The following is a 17654-nucleotide window of genomic DNA, read 5'->3' as shown; positions in this document are numbered from 1 at the left end:
CAGGTTTCATCGGGGAGCAACAACTACAGAACCGGCATGGAACATGCCAGTCAAAGCTTGGGGAAACGAAATGGCACCGCGGGGGTGCCGTGGCGAGACAGGATTTGTATCATCATGACGCAGGCTGCATTCCTCAATCCCACCCATGCCCCGGCGACGGTCCAGACAGGCACAAAGGCGGCCACGCGCTTCCTGGTGCTCGATTCCTGGCGCGGCATCTGCGCGCTGCTGGTCGCTCTGTTCCATTTCCCGACCAGCTCGATGATTTCGCAAAGCGCCTTCATCGGCTCGTCCTACCTCTTCGTCGATTTCTTCTTCGTGCTGTCCGGTTTCGTCATCGCCTCCAGCTACGGCAACCGGTTGAATGAGCCGGATGATGTCGCCCGCTTCGCACTTGTGCGCCTTGGCCGCATATATCCGCTGCATCTTGTCATGCTGCTCGCTTTCGCCGCCTTCGAGACGCTGAGGCTTTTGCTGCCGCAACTGCGTGGCACGGGCGCCGCCCCCTTTACCGGCGGGTTCGATCTCAACAGCTTCGTTGCCAATCTCTTCCTGCTGCAGGGCGTCGGCTTCGAGAGCCAGCTGACCTGGAACGCGCCGAGCTGGAGCATTTCGGCGGAATTCTTCGCCTATCTTCTCTTCGCCGGCACAGTCTTCATTGCCGGTACCCGTGCCTGGGTGTGGTTCGTCGCGGCCACTGTAACAGCGCCGCTGTTCCTTCTTGCCTTCTCCAGCCATCACATGGATGTGTCCTTCGATTTCGGCTTCATCCGCTGTCTGTACGGTTTCTCGCTTGGCGCGCTGCTTGCATGGTTTCAGCATGATTCCATTGCAGGGGCGCGACAGGCGCTTGCGGGAGGTGGCCCCCGGCTTGCCTGGACCGTTGCGGAAATCGTGATGGTTGCGGTGATCGTTGCCTTCGTCTCGCTGGCTGGCGACAATGATGCCGGGATCGCGGCGCCATTCGTGTTCGCGCTGGCGCTTTATCTGTTCGCGCATGAAGGCGGCTGGATCAGCGCCATGCTGCGCGCGCCGGCCATGCTGACACTCGGCGCGCTGTCCTACTCCATCTACATGGTCCACATCTTCGTGCAGGCGCGCATGATCAGTGTCGGCGGACTGATCGAGCGCAAGCTGGGTATGGGGCTTGTCGGTGACATCTGGCTGCGTGGCGAGGACGCGACTGGTTTTGGGGCCGGCTCGCCATGGATCGGCTTTGTCGCGATCGTCGTGATGCTTGTCGCCACCATCACGGTCTCCTGGTTCACCTGGCGTTTCGTCGAAATGCCGGCAATGGCCTGGTTCCGCCGGCTCTCCAAGCGCATGTGAGGCAGGTCGCAACGGGCCTGTAGCCGGCTTCGTTCACCGGCCTGTCACGGGCATCGCTTAACCGGGTTTCGACCCGGCAAGGAGCGATTCTCGATGCGGAGCCTTTGGCTGAGACTTCTGCTTTCCGCCGCACTGGTGGTGGCCTCTGCCGGTCAGTCATTGGCAGGCGAAACGCGCGCCAGGCAGATTCTCGACCGTTTCGAGCATGCCAATCAGTGGCGGGACCACGTCATGGTGGCCGCGCATCGCGCCGGCGGCATGCAGGCCGGCAAGACGCTCTATGCGGAAAACTCGATTGCGGCCGTGGAAGGCTCGATCGCCATGGGTGCCGAAATCGTCGAGGTCGACATCAGGCGCTCGAAGGACGGTGAGTTCGTCGTCATGCACGACAGCTGGCTCGACCGCACCACGAACTGCAGGGGCGAGGTGATCAAATACACGCTCGCCGAGCTCAAGACATGCAGGCTGGTCATAGAGGGGACCCATGCCGTCACCAACGAGACGGTCTCGACGCTGCGCGAGATGCTGGCCGCGACAAAGGACCGGATACTCATCAACCTCGACAACAAACTCGAAGTCGGGGACCTCTTGGGCATGATCGCGGCGGCCCGCGACCTCGGCATGGCCGAACAGGTCATCGTCAAGGAGAGCCTCTGGAATGCCGAGCGGATCGCCACGGTAAAGGCCACAATGGATGCGATCGGCGGCGGTTTTCAGTTCATGCCGATCATTGCGGATGACGCAGTTCGCGATGCTGCTTTCGCTCAGACGGTCGACCGCGCCTTCTCGATGCGCGCGGCCGAACTCATCAACTGGCGGGCAGGCGCGGAAAAATTGACCGAAACCGGCGGCCCGCTGTTCACGGCGCGCATGCGCGCCGTGGCTTCCAGGGGTGACTGGCACATCTGGGTCGACACCTACGCCATCGTCAACAAGCCAGGCGGCTTCCTCTCCGGCGGCCGTGGCGACGAGCTGGCTGTGCAGGCAAGCCTGCCACGCGAGACTTATGGCTTCTGGGCCGAACATGGCGCGACCATCATCCAGACCGACGAGCCGAAGGTGGCGATAGACTGGCTGGCGGCCAATGGCTACCGCGTGCCTTATGCCCAGCCGCGCATCGAGCCAGCCACGACCGCCAGCATCAACTGAAGACACGCGCCGAAGAGGGGCGACGCCAATCGCCGCGGGCCAGCCTCTCCTGACGGAACGGTGTCAGGACGCAAACGTTACCCATGGGCATGTCAAACACCATGGTTTTCAACCGCCCCGCGAATCTCGCCTACGCCGCCACCATTGCAGCCACCAGTCTCGGCTTCGTGGTGGTGCAACTCGACGTCTCGATCGTCAATGTCGCGCTCAACAGGATCGGCTCTGCGCTGTCGATGGGTATTGATGGTCTGCAATGGGTCGTCGACGCCTACACCCTGGCTTTCGCCTCACTTCTGCTGGCAGGCGGCACGCTTGGTGACAGGATTGGCGCCCGCCGCGTTTTCGTCGCCGGGATGGCGCTGTTCAGCATCGCTTCCTTGGCCTGCGGCCTGGCTGGTAGCGCGTGGGTACTGATCACGGCGCGCGCCGTGCAAGGCGCGGGTGCTGCCTTCTTGATGCCCTGTTCGCTGGCGCTTCTCAATCGTGCCTATGCTTCCGACAAGGCGCGCAGGGCGCGCGCGGTTGGCCTCTGGACCGCGGCGGGCGGCATCGCACTGTCGGCCGGGCCGGTGCTCGGCGGTTTCATGGTTGCATCGCTTGGCTGGGCCAGCATCTTTCTGGTCAATCTGCCTATCGGTGCTCTCGCCATCTGGATGGCCTACCGGTTTCTTCAGGAAACGCCGCTCAAGGCCGAGAGGACGCCAGTCGACTGGGCCGGGCAGGGGCTTGTCGTGCTGACACTGTTCTCGCTGACCGGCGCCTTCATCGAAGCCGGCTCGTCCGGGTGGTCTTCGTTGCCTGTCATTGGCGGACTGGTATTGGCAGTGGTCGCGGGAGGCTCTTTCCTGCTGGTCGAGAGTAGGACAAAAGCGCCGATGGTTCCACTCGGTCTTTTTGCAAGCCGCATACCGGCGGTTACGAGTCTCGTAGGATTGGCGGTTAACTTGACACTCTACGGCACGATCTTCATGCTCAGCCTCTATTTCCAGCAGGAAAGGCATTTTTCGCCTGAGATGACCGGGCTCGCCTTCCTGCCGTTCATGGCGGCGATCACCGTATCGAACATTGTTGCCGGGCGTATCGCTGCGAACTATGGGTCACGATTGCCGATGGCGATTGGCCTGCTGATTGGCGCGGTCGGCTTCGGCCTTATGGCACTGATCAGGGCCGACACATCCTATCTGTCGCTGCTGTGGCGCATGCTGTTCCTGCCGGTCGGCATAGGCCTTGCCGTGCCCGCCATGACCACGGCGCTGCTGTCTGCCGTGCCGGCGGAGATGTCGGGCACGGCGTCGGGCGTGCTCAACACCGTGCGTCAGTCAGGTGGCGCGATCGGCGTGGCGTTGTTTGGCTCCGCCCTGGCGATCGGCACGATCACGGGCATGCAACTGGCCTTCCTGGCCTCAGCGCTTGCCGTGGCTGGCTCGGCACTCTGCGCTTTCCTGTTCATCCGTGATGCCGATCATTCCGCCGGATAAGGACGCTCAACGCAAAAAGGCCGCCCGGAGGCGGCCTTTTCGAATGTCTGGGCCAGCGTAGTGCTTAGCGCTTCGAGAACTGGAACGAACGACGGGCCTTGGCCTTGCCGTACTTCTTGCGCTCGACGACGCGACTGTCGCGGGTCAGGAAGCCGCCCTTCTTGAGCACGGCGCGCAGTGCCGGCTCGTAGTAGGTCAGCGCCTTGGAGATGCCGTGACGGACAGCGCCGGCCTGGCCGGAGAGGCCGCCGCCTACAACGGTCGCGACGATGTCGTACTGGCCGGCGCGGTTGGAGGCGATGATCGGCTGGTTGAGGATCATCTGCAGGACCGGGCGCGCGAAATATTCCGCGAAAACCTTGTCGTTGACGACGATCTTGCCGGAACCCGGCTTCACCCAGACGCGGGCAATGGCGTTCTTGCGCTTGCCGGTGGCATAGGCGCGGCCCGACTTGTCGAGCTTCTGGACGTGGACGGGTGCCGCCGGCTGGGTGTTGGTGTTGCCGGTGGCGGCGCCCAGTTCTGCGAGCGAGGAAAGCTCAGCCATCTTATGCGACCTTCTTGTTCTTGGAATTCAGCGCGGCCACGTCGAGAACTTCGGGCTGCTGGGCGACATGCGGATGCTCGGCACTTGCATAGACGCGCAGGTTCTTCATCTGGCGACGGCCAAGCGGACCACGCGGAACCATGCGTTCCACGGCCTTTTCGACGACGCGCTCCGGGAAACGTCCCTCAAGCAACTGGCGCGCGGTGCGCTCCTTGATGCCGCCGGGGTGACCGGTGTGCCAGTAATAGACCTTGTCGGTGAACTTCTTGCCGGTGAACACCACCTTGTCGGCATTGATGACGATGACATTGTCGCCGTCGTCGACGTGAGGGGTGAAAGTTGGCTTGTGCTTGCCGCGAAGATGATTGGCGATGACAGTGGCGAGACGACCGACGACGAGACCCTCGGCGTCAATCAGGATCCACTTCTTCACCACATCCGCAGGCTTCTGCGAAAAGGTTGTCATGTGTTTTCTGCTTTCGGTTCGGACCTTCACGAGTGAAGGCGTTTCTTGTTGCTTGGATTGGCGAAGAGCGTGCCCACCGCCAATAATAAAACGGCGGCCTTTGCGGGCCGCTGCTTCGTGAGGGCTTATAGGCGAGGGGGAACGGCGCGTCAAGGCAGCCGAAAAGCTCTTTGGCGAAGAAAGAATAGCAAAAACAAAGCGCTAGATAGAAGGTATTATTTTACCGCATCGCCATTGCGCTTCGGCGGGACCGAATAGGTGCCGGTGGCGTGGGCTATTGTCTGTTGATCCGGTCCGACGATGTCGATATCGAACACCATCAGGCTCTTGCCTAGCTTCAGGATGCGGCAATGGCCATCGATAGGGCCGGCTTCGGCCTTGCGCACGAAATTGATGTCAAGGTTGACGGTGACCGAAAGCGCGTCCGGTCCGGCATGACTGAGCACGCAGACGTAACCGCCAATGTCGGCAAGCGTGAACAGCGATGGGCCGGACACTGTTCCGCCCGGACGCAGGTGCCGCGCGCCGGCATTGAGCCGTACAATGCAGCCGCCCGGAAACACATCGATCGCCTGGTAATATTTGAACTGCTCGTTGAGCTGTGGATAGACGGTGTCCATCAGCACGTTGATCTCGGCGGCGGTCAGTACGGGCTTGAGGTTGCTCTGGGCAGGCATGACGGTCTCCCTTCTGCTGCGCCTGTTTGAACGCGGCGGACATTTCTGGCAACACCGTTTCAGCCGTCAAGGGCAACATCCTATGCCACCCGCACGAATGCAGGGCAGCCCTGTCGCTTGTGCCAGCAATCGGTTTGAGGGTGTTGGATGAAGCGTGATGGCATACTAGATTGTAGCCATCCAACCATGATCCAGAATCGCGGAGAAACGACCGTGGCGGAAATCGTTGCCATCAAGCCTGTTGTTGCCGAAGGTCCAATCGTTGCTCGTCTGGACAAGGGCGTGTTGCGGCTGACGCTGGCCAATCCGCCCGCCAACGCCTTGTCATTGGCGATGATGGAGGCGCTGACAGCGGAACTTGACCGGGCACGCGACGACAAATCCATCCGCGTCGTCATCTTGGCGTCGTCCGAAAAGGTATTCTGCGCCGGGCATGACCTCAAGGAAATGACTGCGCATCGCGCCGATGCCGACCGAGGCAGGGCGTTCTTCGAAAGGACATTCGCCGCGTGTGCTGTGCTGATGCAGGCGATCGTGCGTCTGCCGAAACCGGTGATCGCAGAAGTCGACGGGTTGGCGACCGCGGCTGGCCTGCAGCTGGTGGCCAGTTGCGATCTCGCGATCGCTTCGCATGAGGCGACGTTCTGCACGCCAGGCGTCAATATCGGCCTTTTCTGTTCGACGCCGATGGTGGCGCTGTCGCGCAACGTGTCGCGCAAGCATGCGATGGAGATGCTTTTGACCGGCGAGACCATCGATGCGGCAACGGCCAAGGAGTTCGGCCTGGTCAACCGCGTCGTGCCTCGCGAATATCTGAATCAGATTGTCACCAAATACGCGCAAACCATTGCGTCCAAGTCATCTTTGGTGGTGAAGACCGGCAAGGAGGCGTTTTACCAGCAGGCCGAAATGGGGCTGGCGGACGCCTATGCCCATACCGGCCGCGTCATGGTCGAAAACATGCTGGCGCGTGATGCGCAAGAGGGCATCGGCGCCTTCATCAGCAAGCGCAAGCCGGAATGGCCCGAGGAATAGGATGGAGCCTCGCGTCTCCATCATTACGATCGCTACGGACGATCTCGACCGCGCCGTGTGCTTCTATAAAGCCATGGGCCTGAAGCGGCATGCCGGGATCACCGACGGTGTCGCCTTCTTCCAGATGGGCGGCGCCATTCTCGGCCTCTTCCCCCGCGAAAGCGCCGAAGAAGATTCCGGCATCAGCTTCGCCAAGGCTCCGTCCGCTGTCTATCTCGCCTACAACACACGCTCGGACGCTGAAGTCGATGAGGTTCTGGCGCAGGCCGAGAAAGCCGGTGGTCGTATCGTCAGGCCGGCGGGGCGCGCCTTCTGGGGTGGCTGGTACGGTTATTTTGCCGATGCGGACGGGCATGTCTGGGAAGTGGCGCACAATCCTGCCTTTCCGATCGCGGAAGACGGCACGATTTCGCTGCCGGATTGACGCCGCCCCATGGCCTATCGCAAGCAACTGACGCGGCTCCAGGCGCCTTATCTCAAGCGAATCCTTTTGGAGCCGGCGCGCGTTGCGGATTGGGAGAAATACCCCTGGAACCTGCCACTGTTTCGCGGCCAGGCGTTCGAACTCGAATTCACGACGCCGATCACCATCATCGTCGGTGAGAATGGCACCGGCAAATCCACCTTGCTTGAGGCGATCGGCGCGCTGGCTGGCTATGACGAGGCCGGCGGCGGCAAGGGCTACCGGCCGGTCGACCACTCCAGCGCTATCGACAAGAGCGGCGCGGCGCTGGCCGATACGCTTCGTGCGCACTGGCTGCCGAAGGTCACCGCCGGCTGGTTCTTCCGCGCCGAATCTTTTTACTCGGTCGCCCGCTATCTCGATCAGGCCGCCCTGGATTCTGGTGGGGCGCCACCGGATTTCCTGTCCTGGTCGCATGGCGAGGGCTTCATCCGCTTCTTCGAGGAACGCTGCAGCAGGCAAGGCATCTACATCCTCGACGAACCCGAGAGCGCACTGTCACCGTCACGCCAGATCGAATTGCTGAAGATGCTGGGGCGCATGGACCGGTCGGGTACCGCGCAGGTGATCATGGCCACGCACTCGCCGCTGCTGATGGCTTGTCCTGGCGCGCGGCTGTTCCGCATCAGCCGGTTCGGGCTCGATCTCACGGATTTTCAGGATACGGACCATTTTCGCATGTTCAGAGACTTCTGCATCGACCCGCTGTCCTTTATGGCGGAAGCGCTCCAGGAGGACGGCGAATGACGGCGGGCGCGGATGATCTCGATTGGCAGGTTGAACAGACGTGCCTGGAAGGATGCCCGGCGGCCAAGGAGGTCGCGGTTGACGGCTGGCTTCTGCGCCAGTCTGGCGGAAAGACGCGCCGCACCAACTCGGCCAATCCTTTGCGGGGCCGGACGGCAGCGCCTGAAACCGTGCTTGCCATGGCCGAGGCATTCTATGGCGACCACAAGCAGACGACCTTGTTTCGGATCCCCGACATCGCCGCCGAAATGGACGCCATACTCGACAGCCGTGGCTACAGCCTCGAAGGCGGGACCATCCATCTCTATGCTGGCATGGACGAATTGAAGGATGCGCCAGACCATGAGGTCGTGGTGTCGCCGACGCCGGGCGAGGATTGGTTCGAAGCGCGGTTTCGCATGGGATCGTATGATGCCGCTGATGGCCGCATCTTTCGCGACATGACGGGGCGGATCGTCGGCGACAAGGCGTTTGTGTCGACCGAAAACGACGGTGAAGTCGTCGCCGTGGCCTATGGCGTGATCCGGGATGGGCTGCTTGTCGTGGAATCCGTTGAAACCGACGGCCGCTTCAGGCAGCAAGGACTGGGCCGCAGGACCGTCGGCGGCCTGATCGGCTGGGCTCGGCGCAAGGGCGCGGAGGCGGCATGCCTGCAGGTGGTCGCGGACAACGCGGCGGGCAGGGCGCTCTATGCCTCGCTCGGGTTCAACCGGGAACTTTACCGATACCACTACCGCAGGAAGGCCATTTCGGCATGAACCACGACGCCTACGACAACGCCTATATCGGCGGTATCCTGAATTCGGTGAAGACCGTCGCCATGGTTGGCGCGTCCGCCAACGACGTTCGGCCCAGCTATTTCGTGCTGAAATATCTGCTGGCCAAGGGATTTTCCGTGTTCCCGATCAATCCTGGTCACGCTGGCAAGGAAATCCTCGGCCGCATGACCTATGCGAGTCTGGCTGATGTTCCCGAGCCGATCGACATGGTCGACATTTTTCGAAATGCCGCGGCCGTGCCGGGCATCGTCGACGAGGTCATGAAACTCGATCCGCTGCCCAAGGTGATCTGGATGCAGCTTGGCGTTCGCCACGACGAAGCAGCGGCACGTGCCGAAGCCGCTGGCATCAAGGTGGTGATGAACCGCTGCCCCAAGATTGAATATGGCAAGCTGTCGGGCGAGATCGGCTGGACAGGCGTCAATTCCGGAGTGCTGTCATCGAAGAAGCCGTTGATACGGTCTGGTTTTCAGAGTTTTGGTGTGCGACAGAAATGATGCATGTCGCCCAAAAGCGCGCAGCGGTTTTGGAACAACGACATGCACAAAAAAGATGTCTTAGGCGCGTCGCATAAATCGCATTAACCGCGACGTGGCCTTGGACGAAAAATTATTCCGGGAAGAAACAGGTTTTCTCGCGCGTTCATCGCAGATCGTTCGCCGAAAGGTATTTTCTTCTTTGCATTCGCGCCTGGCCTTCGCCAAGAATGCCCCGCGATTTGAGAGTTTCAAAAAGGGAGGTTTTCCATGACCCGTACGCCTGGTTTCAACACGCTCGCCGTCCATGCCGGCGCCAAGCCGGATCCGGCAACGGGCGCGCGCGCCACGCCGATCTACCAGACCACCTCCTTCGTCTTCGATGATGCCGACCATGCCGCCTCGCTGTTCGGGCTGAAGGCCTTCGGCAACATCTACACCCGCATCATGAACCCGACCCAGGCCGTGCTGGAAGAGCGTGTCGCCGCACTTGAAGGCGGAACTGCAGCACTTGCGGTCGCTTCCGGCCATGCCGCGCAGGTGATTGTGTTCCACAATCTGATGCGGCCCGGCGAGAATTTCATTGCCGCCAACAAGCTCTATGGCGGCTCGATCAACCAGTTTGGCCATGCTTTCAAGAACTATGGCTGGGAGGTGCGCTGGGCCGACACCAATGACCTGTCGACCTTTGAAAACCAGATCGACGACAAGACCAAGGCCATCTTCATAGAGAGCCTTGCCAATCCCGGCGGCACCTTCGTCGACATCGAGAAGATCGGTGAGATCGCGCGCAAGCATGGGCTGCCGCTGATCGTCGACAATACGCTGGCCTCGCCTTACCTGATCCGGCCGATAGAACATGGCGCCGATATTGTCGTCCATTCGTTGACCAAGTTCATCGGCGGCCACGGCAATTCGATCGGCGGCGTCATCGTCGATGGTGGCACCTTCGACTGGTCGAAGTCGGGAAAATACCCGATGCTGTCCGAGCCGCGCCCCGAATATGGCGGCCTTGTCCTGCATGAAACCTTCGGCAATTTCGCTTTCGCCATCGCCGCGCGCGTACTCGGCCTGCGCGACCTCGGCCCGGCCATTTCGCCCTTCAACGCGTTTCTCATCCTGACCGGCCTGGAAACCTTGCCGCTGCGCATGCAGCGCCATTGCGACAATGCGGTCACCGTGGCCGCCTGGCTGTCCAACCATCCCAAGGTTGCCTGGGTGAATTACCCCGGCCTGCCCAGCGACAAGAACAACGCGCTGCAGAAGAAATACTCGCCGCTCGGCGCCGGCGCTGTCTTCACCTTCGGCCTGAAGGGCGGCTACGCGGCAGGCGTGAAGTTCGTCGAAGCGCTGGAACTGTTCTCGCACCTTGCCAATGTCGGTGACACCAAGTCGCTGGTCATCCACCCGGCATCGACAACGCACCGCCAGCTTTCCGACGAGCAGAAGGTCAAGGCTGGAGCAGGGCCGGACACGGTGCGGCTGTCGATCGGTATCGAGGACGTCAACGACATCGTCGCCGACCTCGAACAGGCGCTGGCCAAGGTCTGATCATGAGCGTATCGAATTTCCTGCCCCTCGACGCCAACAGCGTCGAGGCCGAGGCTGGCGCGCCTGCGCCGGATCGCCTGATTTCAGGCGATCCGAAATTCCGCACCTGGAATGTCGAGGAACGCGACGGCGGGCTCTACGCCGGCATCTGGGAATCGACGCCGGGCAAATGGCGGATCGAATATGACGAGTGGGAGTTCTGCCACATCCTGTCCGGCGTTTCGGTAATCACGGAAGCGGACGGCGAAGCGCGCACCGTGCGTGCGGGAGATAGCTTCGTCCTGAGGCCGGGCTTCAAGGGAAGCTGGGAAGTGCTTGAAACGACTCGCAAGGAATATGTGATCAAGCTTTGACGACGCGACATCAGCCCGCGTCGTATTGCTCCGAGGCTGCGGCAAGGGCGTCGATGTCCTCAGCGCAAACCAGGTGCTTGAGCGCGTCGAATTTGCTCTTCGGCCAGTCGTAAATCTTGAGCGCGAGCAGCGTCTTCGTTGTTTCCTCGGCAAATCGCGACTTGATCGGTTTTGCCGGGTTTCCCGCGACGATCGTGTAGGGCGTGACGTCCTTGGTCACGATCGCTCCCGACGCGATGACGGCGCCTTCGCCGATTGTGACGCCGGGCATGACCATGGCGCGCATGCCGATCCAGACGCCGTCACCGATGGTGGTGTCGCCCTTGCCGACATAGGCGTCGACGATGAATTCGGCGAACGGATAGAGGCTGAACCAGTCCATCCGGTGGGTGTGGTTGCCCCCGAGCAGGATCACTGCTTCCGCGCCGATGCATACATAGTCGCCGATATGGAGTTGATCGATCGGCCAGGCCGGTTGCCAAGCCTTCAGGCTGTATTCGTCGCCATGGAGATAGCGCACCACGCTCTCCTCGAACGACCCCGACCATGCGTCGCTATAATAGCTGTGCGTACCCCGAACATGGATGTTCGGATTTCTCACGGTCTCGTGCAGATACTCCACCTTGGACCAGTGCTTGGCGGTTGCATTTTCGGCAATGGTCATAGCGAGGCTCCGTCGCTGAAATCTGTTTGCCACCACGCCATCCCGAGCCCGCAGGCTCAGAGTTGGACGGAGAGCGCTTCCAGCCCATGGAAATGGTAGGTGTCGCGAAAGCGAGGCTGTTCGGCAAGATGCAGCCCGGGATGCCGTTCGAACAGGGTGTTGAGCGACACCTGCAGTTCAAGTCGGGCAAGCGGCGCGCCGATGCAAAAATGGATGCCGGCGCCGAATGAAACGTTCTTCTGGTCTTCGCGGCCGGGGCCGAAAGCGGATGGATTGGCGAAGGCTTTCGGATCATGGTTGGCCATGCCGAGCAGCAGGCCGATCGTCTGGCCCGGCTGCAGGACGATGCCCGGGGCGAGTTCGATCTCCTGATAGGCGTAGCGCGTGAACATGTGCAGCGGCGCGTCAAAGCGCAGGCATTCCTCGACCGTCGCCGCGGTCGCTTCGGGCGAGGTGAAGAAGCGACGCGGGTCGCCGCCTTGCGCCAGGATCGAGCGAACGGCATTGCCGGTCTGGTGGACCGTCGCCTCGTGGCCGGCATTGAGCAGCAGGATGGCGGAGGACACCAACTCGTCCTCCGACAGTTTCTGGCCATCCTCCCGCGCCGAGATCAGCAAGGACAGCAGGTCATCACCTGGCTTTTTGCGCCGCTCGGTGACGTAGCCGCGCAGGAAATCCGAAAATTCGCGCGCCGCACGGTTGGCCGTATCCTCGGTCTCGCGCGTGCGGCCATGCATGTACATGGCGACCATCTGGTGCGACCAGTCGAGCAGTCGCGGTCCCATTTCGACGGGAACGCCGAGCATTTCGGCAATGATGGTGATCGGCAGCGGCGCGGCGAAGGCGGGCAGGAGATCGACGGGGCCAGCCGGATCGAAACGGTCGATCAATTCGTTGGCGAGCGCCTCGACTCGCGGCCTCAGCCGCTCGACCTGGCGTGAGACAAAGGCGCGGTTGACCAGTGTCCTCAGCCGCGTATGTACGGGCGGTTCCAGTTCAAGCATCGAATTGGCCTCGATGCCGTCGAACGCCTTGAGGTGCGTGCGATCCTGCCCGATGCCACGGCTGTCGGGAATGCCGGCTGGGTTCTGCCGGCCGAAGCGGCGATCACGCAACAGCCGGTTGACATCGTCAAAGCCGCCAAAGCACCAGAAGCCGAACTCTTCCCAGAAGAACGCATTCGCCGCGCCGTGCAAAAAGGCATAGGCCTCGTAAGGGTCCTGGAAAAAGGCCGGTTCATGCGGGTCCAGCAGCAGGTGGCGGGTGGCTGGATCGAAGGTCAGGTAGGAGGGTGGCGGCATCAAATCGGTCATGCTGGATCATTAGCGCGGCTTGCCTGGTTGGTGCCAGACCTTATGTTGGCCTGGTCATAGTGCTCCAAAGTCCAATGAGTTGAGCCAGCCGTGCGGCTGCGGAAAGACGGTTTTGATGAATGTGATCGTGGTCGGCGCGGGCATTGCCGGCCTCTCGACGGCGTGGTCCCTGGTCAAGTCAGGCCATAATGTTTCCATTGTCGAGCAAGGGCCGATTCCCAATCCGCTCGCCGCGTCCGGCGACCATCACCGCGTCATCCGCCGCGCCTATCGGGCCGGAACCGGCTATGGCCGGTTAATCACCGAGGCCTATCAAGCCTGGGACGAGATGTGGGTCGACCTCGGCGAGAACCATCTCGATGCGAGAGGCTTCCTTTGCATCTCGCGCGAACCGGGCGACGAGGCCGAAGAATATCGGGAGGGCCTGGAGGACGGGAGTTTTCCGTTCGAGCTGTTCGAACCCGACGCCGCCGTCAAGCGCTGGCCTTTCCTCGAGCCGGGCTCGTTTCGCTACGCTTATTTTTCTCCGGAAGGTGGCGCGCTCCATTGCCGAAAGATTGCGGCGGGACTGGCAAAATGGCTGCACGCCAATGGCGCCAACGTCTACGAACACAGCAAGGTGACGGAAATCGATGCCGAGGCAGGCCATATCTTACTGGAGAGTGGCGAAACCATGCAGGCCGATCGCATCGTCGTCGCGGCCGGCGCCTGGGTCCTGAAACTGTTCCCGGAACTTGACGGCGAGTTGAAGACCTATCGAACCGCTCTTGCCTATGTCGAGCCGCCGGCGGATCTGAAGGCGGTATGGGATACGGCGCCGGTTATCCTCGATGTCGGCGGCAAGACCGATGGCTACGTGATCCCGCCAACAGGCGGCACCGGCATGAAGTTCGGCTCGGGCCTGCACAAGGTGCCAACCAGCGACGCCGATTGGAATCGCGAGCCGGTCGAGGGCGAGGGCGAGGCGATCCGCAACCTGTTCTCACCGCCGATCGCCCGCATCGAGGAGTATCGCGTCACCGAAGTGGTCACCTGTGCCTACACGTTCACCGCCGACGAGAAATTCATGGCGCACGAGAAGGGCAAATGCCTGATCGTCTCGGCCTGTTCCGGCCATGGCTACAAGTTTGGCGCGGCGGTCGGCAGACGCGTCGCGGCGGCCGTCGGTGACGGCGATATCGCCGGCCTGAAGCGTTGGTTGCGGGCTGAGGTTGCTTGAACTGAGTATCGTAAAGCTGCACGCTAGCCCGTTGGGTAAAAGAAAAGCCCTACCGCCGCGATCGTCAAAAAAGTGAAGAAGGCGGCATAGGCATAATATTCATTTGTTCCAGAAGGGCTTTTCCACCTTAGCGCGGTCGCGTCGTACAGATTGTGTCGCGAGAATATATAAGCTGCCGCAACACCACAAACGATGACGCTCCACGAGAGGCTATCCATTGCAATGCCTGGGAATATGCACGCGCCGCCAACTGGTTGATCCTTCCCTGACCACGACGCGCCGCGCCACCGTTTGGTACGATGGCGGGATGTTGACGATGCGCCTTTGCTCGGGCCGCACCAGCACCTCCTCGGCGATGCTGTCGTACTCGGCCGGTATGACGACGCGGCGCGCGCGCTCAGGCTCTATCACCACGGTCTCGGCGACCCGCTGGTAGCGCGCCTTGCGCCAGACCTTGCAGAGTACCTTGCGGCCGTGGATGACGCGCCATTCCCAGGCATAGCCGCCATTATCGACCTTCACCGTATGGTAGACCGTCTGGGTGATGGCCGGCACGATTTCGTATCTGGCCTGTGCTGGCACGGTCTGAACGACGCGCTCCCGCGTCCCGTAGATCGGCGGATCGTAGTCCACCAACTGGCCGGTGGGACTGACCAGCACATTTTCATAGACTGTATCGTAGATGGCGGGCCGGTTGACCGGTTCGTAGCATTCGATGGCTCGGCCCCCGGCGGCTGTCTCGGAAATCGTGCCGAAAACAGTCAGTCCGGCAATGGCGAAGGATGCGGTTTTCCTGAACATGGCACTCCCCCTGTTGAACCTTGGCAAGCGAGTTCAACGTTGAATTGTAGGGGAAGCTGTGTCGGGGGGAAGAGGATTCGCCGTATTTCGTTAAGCGACGCGGTTAAGAAATCGCTACGCGGCGATGATCCCGCGCTTTCTCCGCGTCAAGCTCGACGAAACGGCGGAGACGGTGCTAAGGGCATCATACAGTTCCTTGGCGGCAACCTTAATGCGACTTAACCGGATGGCTAGGCCTCCCGGCCTTGCGCAAGGGTGAGCCGGCATCCTATTTACTGCACAACGATCCAGAACCGATTCTGCCCGACCTGCAAACATCTCCCGGCGCCGGAATCCCATTTCCAAAAAGGGATAGTCCATGAAGAACCCTGTCGAAACCTACATGAACCTCGTTCCGATGGTGGTCGAGCAGACCAATCGCGGGGAGCGAGCCTACGACATTTTCTCGCGGCTCCTCAAGGAGCGCATCATTTTCATCACCGGTCCGGTCGAGGACGGCATGGCGACGCTGGTCTGCGCGCAGCTACTGTTCCTCGAAGCCGAGAATCCGAAGAAGGAAATCAACCTTTACATCAATTCGCCCGGCGGTGTGGTCACCTCCGGCATGGCGATCTACGACACCATGCAGTTCATCAAGCCGGCCGTGTCGACGCTCTGCATCGGGCAGGCGGCATCAATGGGCTCGCTGCTTCTCACCGCCGGCGAGAAGGGCATGCGCTTCGCCACGCCGAACGCTCGCATCATGGTTCACCAGCCTTCCGGCGGTTTCCAGGGCCAGGCTTCCGATATCGAACGGCATGCCATGGATATCGTCAAGCTGAAGCGCCGTCTCAACGAGGTCTATGTCAAGCACACCGGCAAGACCTACGAGGAGATCGAGAGGACGCTTGATCGCGACCATTTCATGACCGCCGACGAGGCCAAGGATTTCGGCCTCATCGACAAGGTCATTTCGTCGCGCGAGCCGGCCGAAGGTGTTGCTGCATAAGCGCGCACTGGCAGTTGAATGGCGGATGGATTGGCGGCATCACGCGCTTTTGGCGCGTCTTGCGGCATTTCGGCCACAATTGGCTGTTCCCTCGGCGGACAGGATTGCCTACGTTAAGGCTCTATTGAGTTTCGGCGGCTTAGCTTTATGCGGGGTTGTCGCGAATCATTGCCACGTTTTCTGATTTGTGTTTCGTACGGAATGCGTTGTGTGAGCTGGGTCACTGGCGGCGGCGGATTCCCGCGATAGATAGAGTATGCGCCCTTTCAGCCAGACCATCGGCGGGCGGCCATGAAAGGACATGAAAATGAGCAAGGTCGGCAGCAACAGCGGTGATTCCAAGAACACGCTCTATTGCTCGTTTTGCGGCAAAAGCCAGCACGAGGTGCGCAAGCTGATCGCCGGTCCAACGGTCTTCATCTGCGACGAATGCGTCGAACTGTGCATGGACATCATCCGCGAGGAGAACAAGACCTCGATGGTGAAGTCGCGCGAAGGCGTGCCGACACCACAGGAGATCCTGAAGGTTCTCGACGACTATGTCATCGGTCAGCCCTATGCCAAGCGCGTGCTGTCGGTGGCGGTTCACAACCACTACAAGCGCCTCGCGCATGCCGGCAAGAACAACGACGTCGAGCTGGCCAAGTCCAACATCCTGCTGATCGGCCCCACCGGTTGCGGCAAGACGCTGCTCGCGCAGACGCTGGCCCGCATCATCGACGTGCCGTTCACCATGGCTGACGCGACGACGCTGACCGAAGCAGGCTATGTCGGCGAGGATGTCGAGAACATCATCCTGAAGCTGCTGCAGTCGGCCGACTACAATGTCGAGCGGGCCCAGCGCGGCATCGTCTACATCGATGAGATCGACAAGATTTCGCGCAAGTCGGACAATCCCTCGATCACCCGCGACGTGTCGGGCGAGGGCGTGCAGCAGGCGCTCTTGAAGATCATGGAAGGCACCGTCGCCTCCGTGCCGCCCCAAGGCGGCAGGAAGCATCCACAGCAGGAGTTCCTGCAGGTGGATACCGCCAACATCCTGTTCATCTGCGGCGGCGCCTTCGCCGGGCTGGACAAGATCATCTCGGATCGCGGCAGGAAGACCTCGATCGGTTTTGGCGCCATCGTCGCCTCGCCCGAGGATCGCCGCACCGGCGATGTGTTCCGGCTGGTGGAGCCCGAGGATTTGCTGAAATTCGGCCTTATCCCCGAATTTGTCGGCCGTCTTCCGGTCCTTGCGACCCTGGAGGATCTCGACGAGCCGGCGCTGATCCAGATCCTGACCGAGCCGAAGAACGCCCTGGTCAAGCAGTATCAGCGGCTGTTCGAGATGGAGAATGTCGACCTGACGTTCCATGAGAACGCATTGTCGGCGATCGCCAAGCGCGCCATCGAGCGCAAGACCGGCGCGCGCGGCCTGCGCTCGATCATGGAAGCGATCCTGCTCGACACCATGTTCGAACTTCCGGCGCTGGAAGGCGTGCGCGAAGTGGTGATTTCGGAGGATGTGGTGACCGGCAGCGCCCGGCCGCTCTACATCTATTCCGAACAGAAGGAAAAGAAGGGCAACGTCAGCGCCTGACGTGGTCCCCAAAGCGGATTTTGAAACGGCGCCGCGA

Annotated in this window: 19 protein-coding genes; 13 read left to right on the top strand and 6 right to left on the bottom strand. The window is 61.3% G+C overall.

Annotation, left to right across the window (positions count from 1 at the left end; all coding sequences use genetic code 11):
• Window positions 1-114 precede the first annotated feature (114 nt).
• The 3 genes from LGH82_RS07825 to LGH82_RS07815 all read left to right on the top strand — a co-directional run bounded on the left by LGH82_RS07825 (window position 115) and on the right by LGH82_RS07815 (window position 3956).
• Complete coding sequence (locus LGH82_RS07825) at window positions 115-1329, top strand: acyltransferase family protein (RefSeq protein WP_227347975.1); 1215 nt, start codon at window positions 115-117, stop codon at window positions 1327-1329.
• A 93-nt stretch (window positions 1330-1422) separates the two neighbouring features.
• Window positions 1423-2478 carry a glycerophosphodiester phosphodiesterase family protein gene (locus LGH82_RS07820; RefSeq protein ID WP_227347974.1) on the top strand — a complete coding sequence of 352 codons (1056 nt, stop codon included), beginning with the start codon at window positions 1423-1425 and terminating at the stop codon, window positions 2476-2478.
• An 83-nt stretch (window positions 2479-2561) separates the two neighbouring features.
• Complete coding sequence (locus LGH82_RS07815) at window positions 2562-3956, top strand: MFS transporter (RefSeq protein ID WP_227347973.1); 1395 nt, start codon at window positions 2562-2564, stop codon at window positions 3954-3956.
• A gap of 64 nt (window positions 3957-4020) precedes the next feature.
• Here LGH82_RS07815 and rpsI read toward each other — a convergent pair whose 3' ends face one another.
• The 3 genes from rpsI to LGH82_RS07800 form a co-directional block, all read right to left on the bottom strand.
• Entirely contained in the window at window positions 4021-4503 is a 483-nt protein-coding gene (rpsI, locus tag LGH82_RS07810) for a 30S ribosomal protein S9 (RefSeq protein WP_227347972.1), read from the bottom strand.
• A gap of 1 nt (window position 4504) precedes the next feature.
• Entirely contained in the window at window positions 4505-4969 is a 465-nt protein-coding gene (rplM, locus tag LGH82_RS07805; RefSeq protein WP_227347971.1) for a 50S ribosomal protein L13, read from the bottom strand.
• Window positions 4970-5184: 215 nt separating this feature from the next.
• A complete protein-coding gene (locus LGH82_RS07800) occupies window positions 5185-5646 on the bottom strand; it encodes a PaaI family thioesterase (protein ID WP_227347970.1) in 462 nt (153 codons plus the stop codon).
• A 213-nt stretch (window positions 5647-5859) separates the two neighbouring features.
• On the opposite strand from LGH82_RS07800, the gene LGH82_RS07795 reads away from it, so the two are divergent.
• The 7 genes from LGH82_RS07795 (at window position 5860) to LGH82_RS07765 (ending at window position 11050) form a co-directional block, all read left to right on the top strand.
• A complete protein-coding gene (locus tag LGH82_RS07795; protein ID WP_227347969.1) occupies window positions 5860-6681 on the top strand; it encodes an enoyl-CoA hydratase in 822 nt (273 codons plus the stop codon).
• A gap of 1 nt (window position 6682) precedes the next feature.
• Window positions 6683-7105 (top strand): VOC family protein, encoded by a 423-nt coding sequence (locus LGH82_RS07790; protein WP_227347968.1) that lies wholly within the window; start codon window positions 6683-6685, stop codon window positions 7103-7105.
• Window positions 7106-7114: 9 nt separating this feature from the next.
• Window positions 7115-7891, top strand: a complete 777-nt coding sequence (locus tag LGH82_RS07785; RefSeq protein WP_227347967.1) for an AAA family ATPase — start codon at window positions 7115-7117, stop codon at window positions 7889-7891.
• Window positions 7888-8649: a GNAT family N-acetyltransferase gene (locus LGH82_RS07780; RefSeq protein WP_227347966.1), complete on the top strand. Its 762-nt coding sequence runs from the start codon at window positions 7888-7890 to the stop codon at window positions 8647-8649. Before LGH82_RS07785 ends, LGH82_RS07780 begins: the two co-directional genes overlap by 4 nt.
• Window positions 8646-9167: a CoA-binding protein gene (locus LGH82_RS07775; protein WP_227347965.1), complete on the top strand. Its 522-nt coding sequence runs from the start codon at window positions 8646-8648 to the stop codon at window positions 9165-9167. Before LGH82_RS07780 ends, LGH82_RS07775 begins: the two co-directional genes overlap by 4 nt.
• 249 nt (window positions 9168-9416) lie before the next feature.
• Window positions 9417-10697 (top strand): O-acetylhomoserine aminocarboxypropyltransferase, encoded by a 1281-nt coding sequence (locus tag LGH82_RS07770; RefSeq protein ID WP_227347964.1) that lies wholly within the window; start codon window positions 9417-9419, stop codon window positions 10695-10697.
• 2 nt (window positions 10698-10699) lie between these two features.
• Window positions 10700-11050 (top strand): cupin domain-containing protein, encoded by a 351-nt coding sequence (locus LGH82_RS07765; RefSeq protein WP_227347963.1) that lies wholly within the window; start codon window positions 10700-10702, stop codon window positions 11048-11050.
• Between the two features lie 10 nt (window positions 11051-11060).
• Here LGH82_RS07765 and LGH82_RS07760 read toward each other — a convergent pair whose 3' ends face one another.
• Window positions 11061-11714, bottom strand: a complete 654-nt coding sequence (locus LGH82_RS07760; RefSeq protein ID WP_227347962.1) for a CatB-related O-acetyltransferase — start codon at window positions 11712-11714, stop codon at window positions 11061-11063.
• A gap of 56 nt (window positions 11715-11770) precedes the next feature.
• Window positions 11771-13027, bottom strand: a complete 1257-nt coding sequence (locus LGH82_RS07755) for a cytochrome P450 (protein WP_227347961.1) — start codon at window positions 13025-13027, stop codon at window positions 11771-11773.
• 115 nt (window positions 13028-13142) lie between these two features.
• Between LGH82_RS07755 and LGH82_RS07750 the strand changes: the two genes are divergently transcribed.
• Window positions 13143-14246, top strand: coding sequence for an NAD(P)/FAD-dependent oxidoreductase (locus LGH82_RS07750; RefSeq protein ID WP_227347960.1), 1104 nt, complete (start codon window positions 13143-13145; stop codon window positions 14244-14246).
• 210 nt (window positions 14247-14456) lie between these two features.
• On the opposite strand, the gene LGH82_RS07745 is transcribed toward LGH82_RS07750, so the two are convergent.
• Window positions 14457-15047, bottom strand: coding sequence for a hypothetical protein (locus tag LGH82_RS07745; RefSeq protein ID WP_227347959.1), 591 nt, complete (start codon window positions 15045-15047; stop codon window positions 14457-14459).
• A 358-nt stretch (window positions 15048-15405) separates the two neighbouring features.
• Here LGH82_RS07745 and clpP point away from each other — a divergent pair, with 358 nt between their 5' ends.
• Both clpP and clpX read left to right on the top strand, forming a co-directional pair.
• Window positions 15406-16035, top strand: coding sequence for an ATP-dependent Clp endopeptidase proteolytic subunit ClpP (clpP, locus tag LGH82_RS07740; RefSeq protein ID WP_227347958.1), 630 nt, complete (start codon window positions 15406-15408; stop codon window positions 16033-16035).
• A gap of 307 nt (window positions 16036-16342) precedes the next feature.
• Window positions 16343-17617, top strand: a complete 1275-nt coding sequence (gene clpX, locus LGH82_RS07735) for an ATP-dependent Clp protease ATP-binding subunit ClpX (protein WP_227347957.1) — start codon at window positions 16343-16345, stop codon at window positions 17615-17617.
• Window positions 17618-17654: the final 37 nt, after the last annotated feature.

Source organism: Mesorhizobium sp. PAMC28654 (assembly GCF_020616515.1).
Lineage (GTDB): Bacteria > Pseudomonadota > Alphaproteobacteria > Rhizobiales > Rhizobiaceae > Mesorhizobium.
The sequence above is the reverse complement of the archived record's forward strand: the minus strand, read 5'-3'. Positions and strand labels throughout refer to the sequence as shown.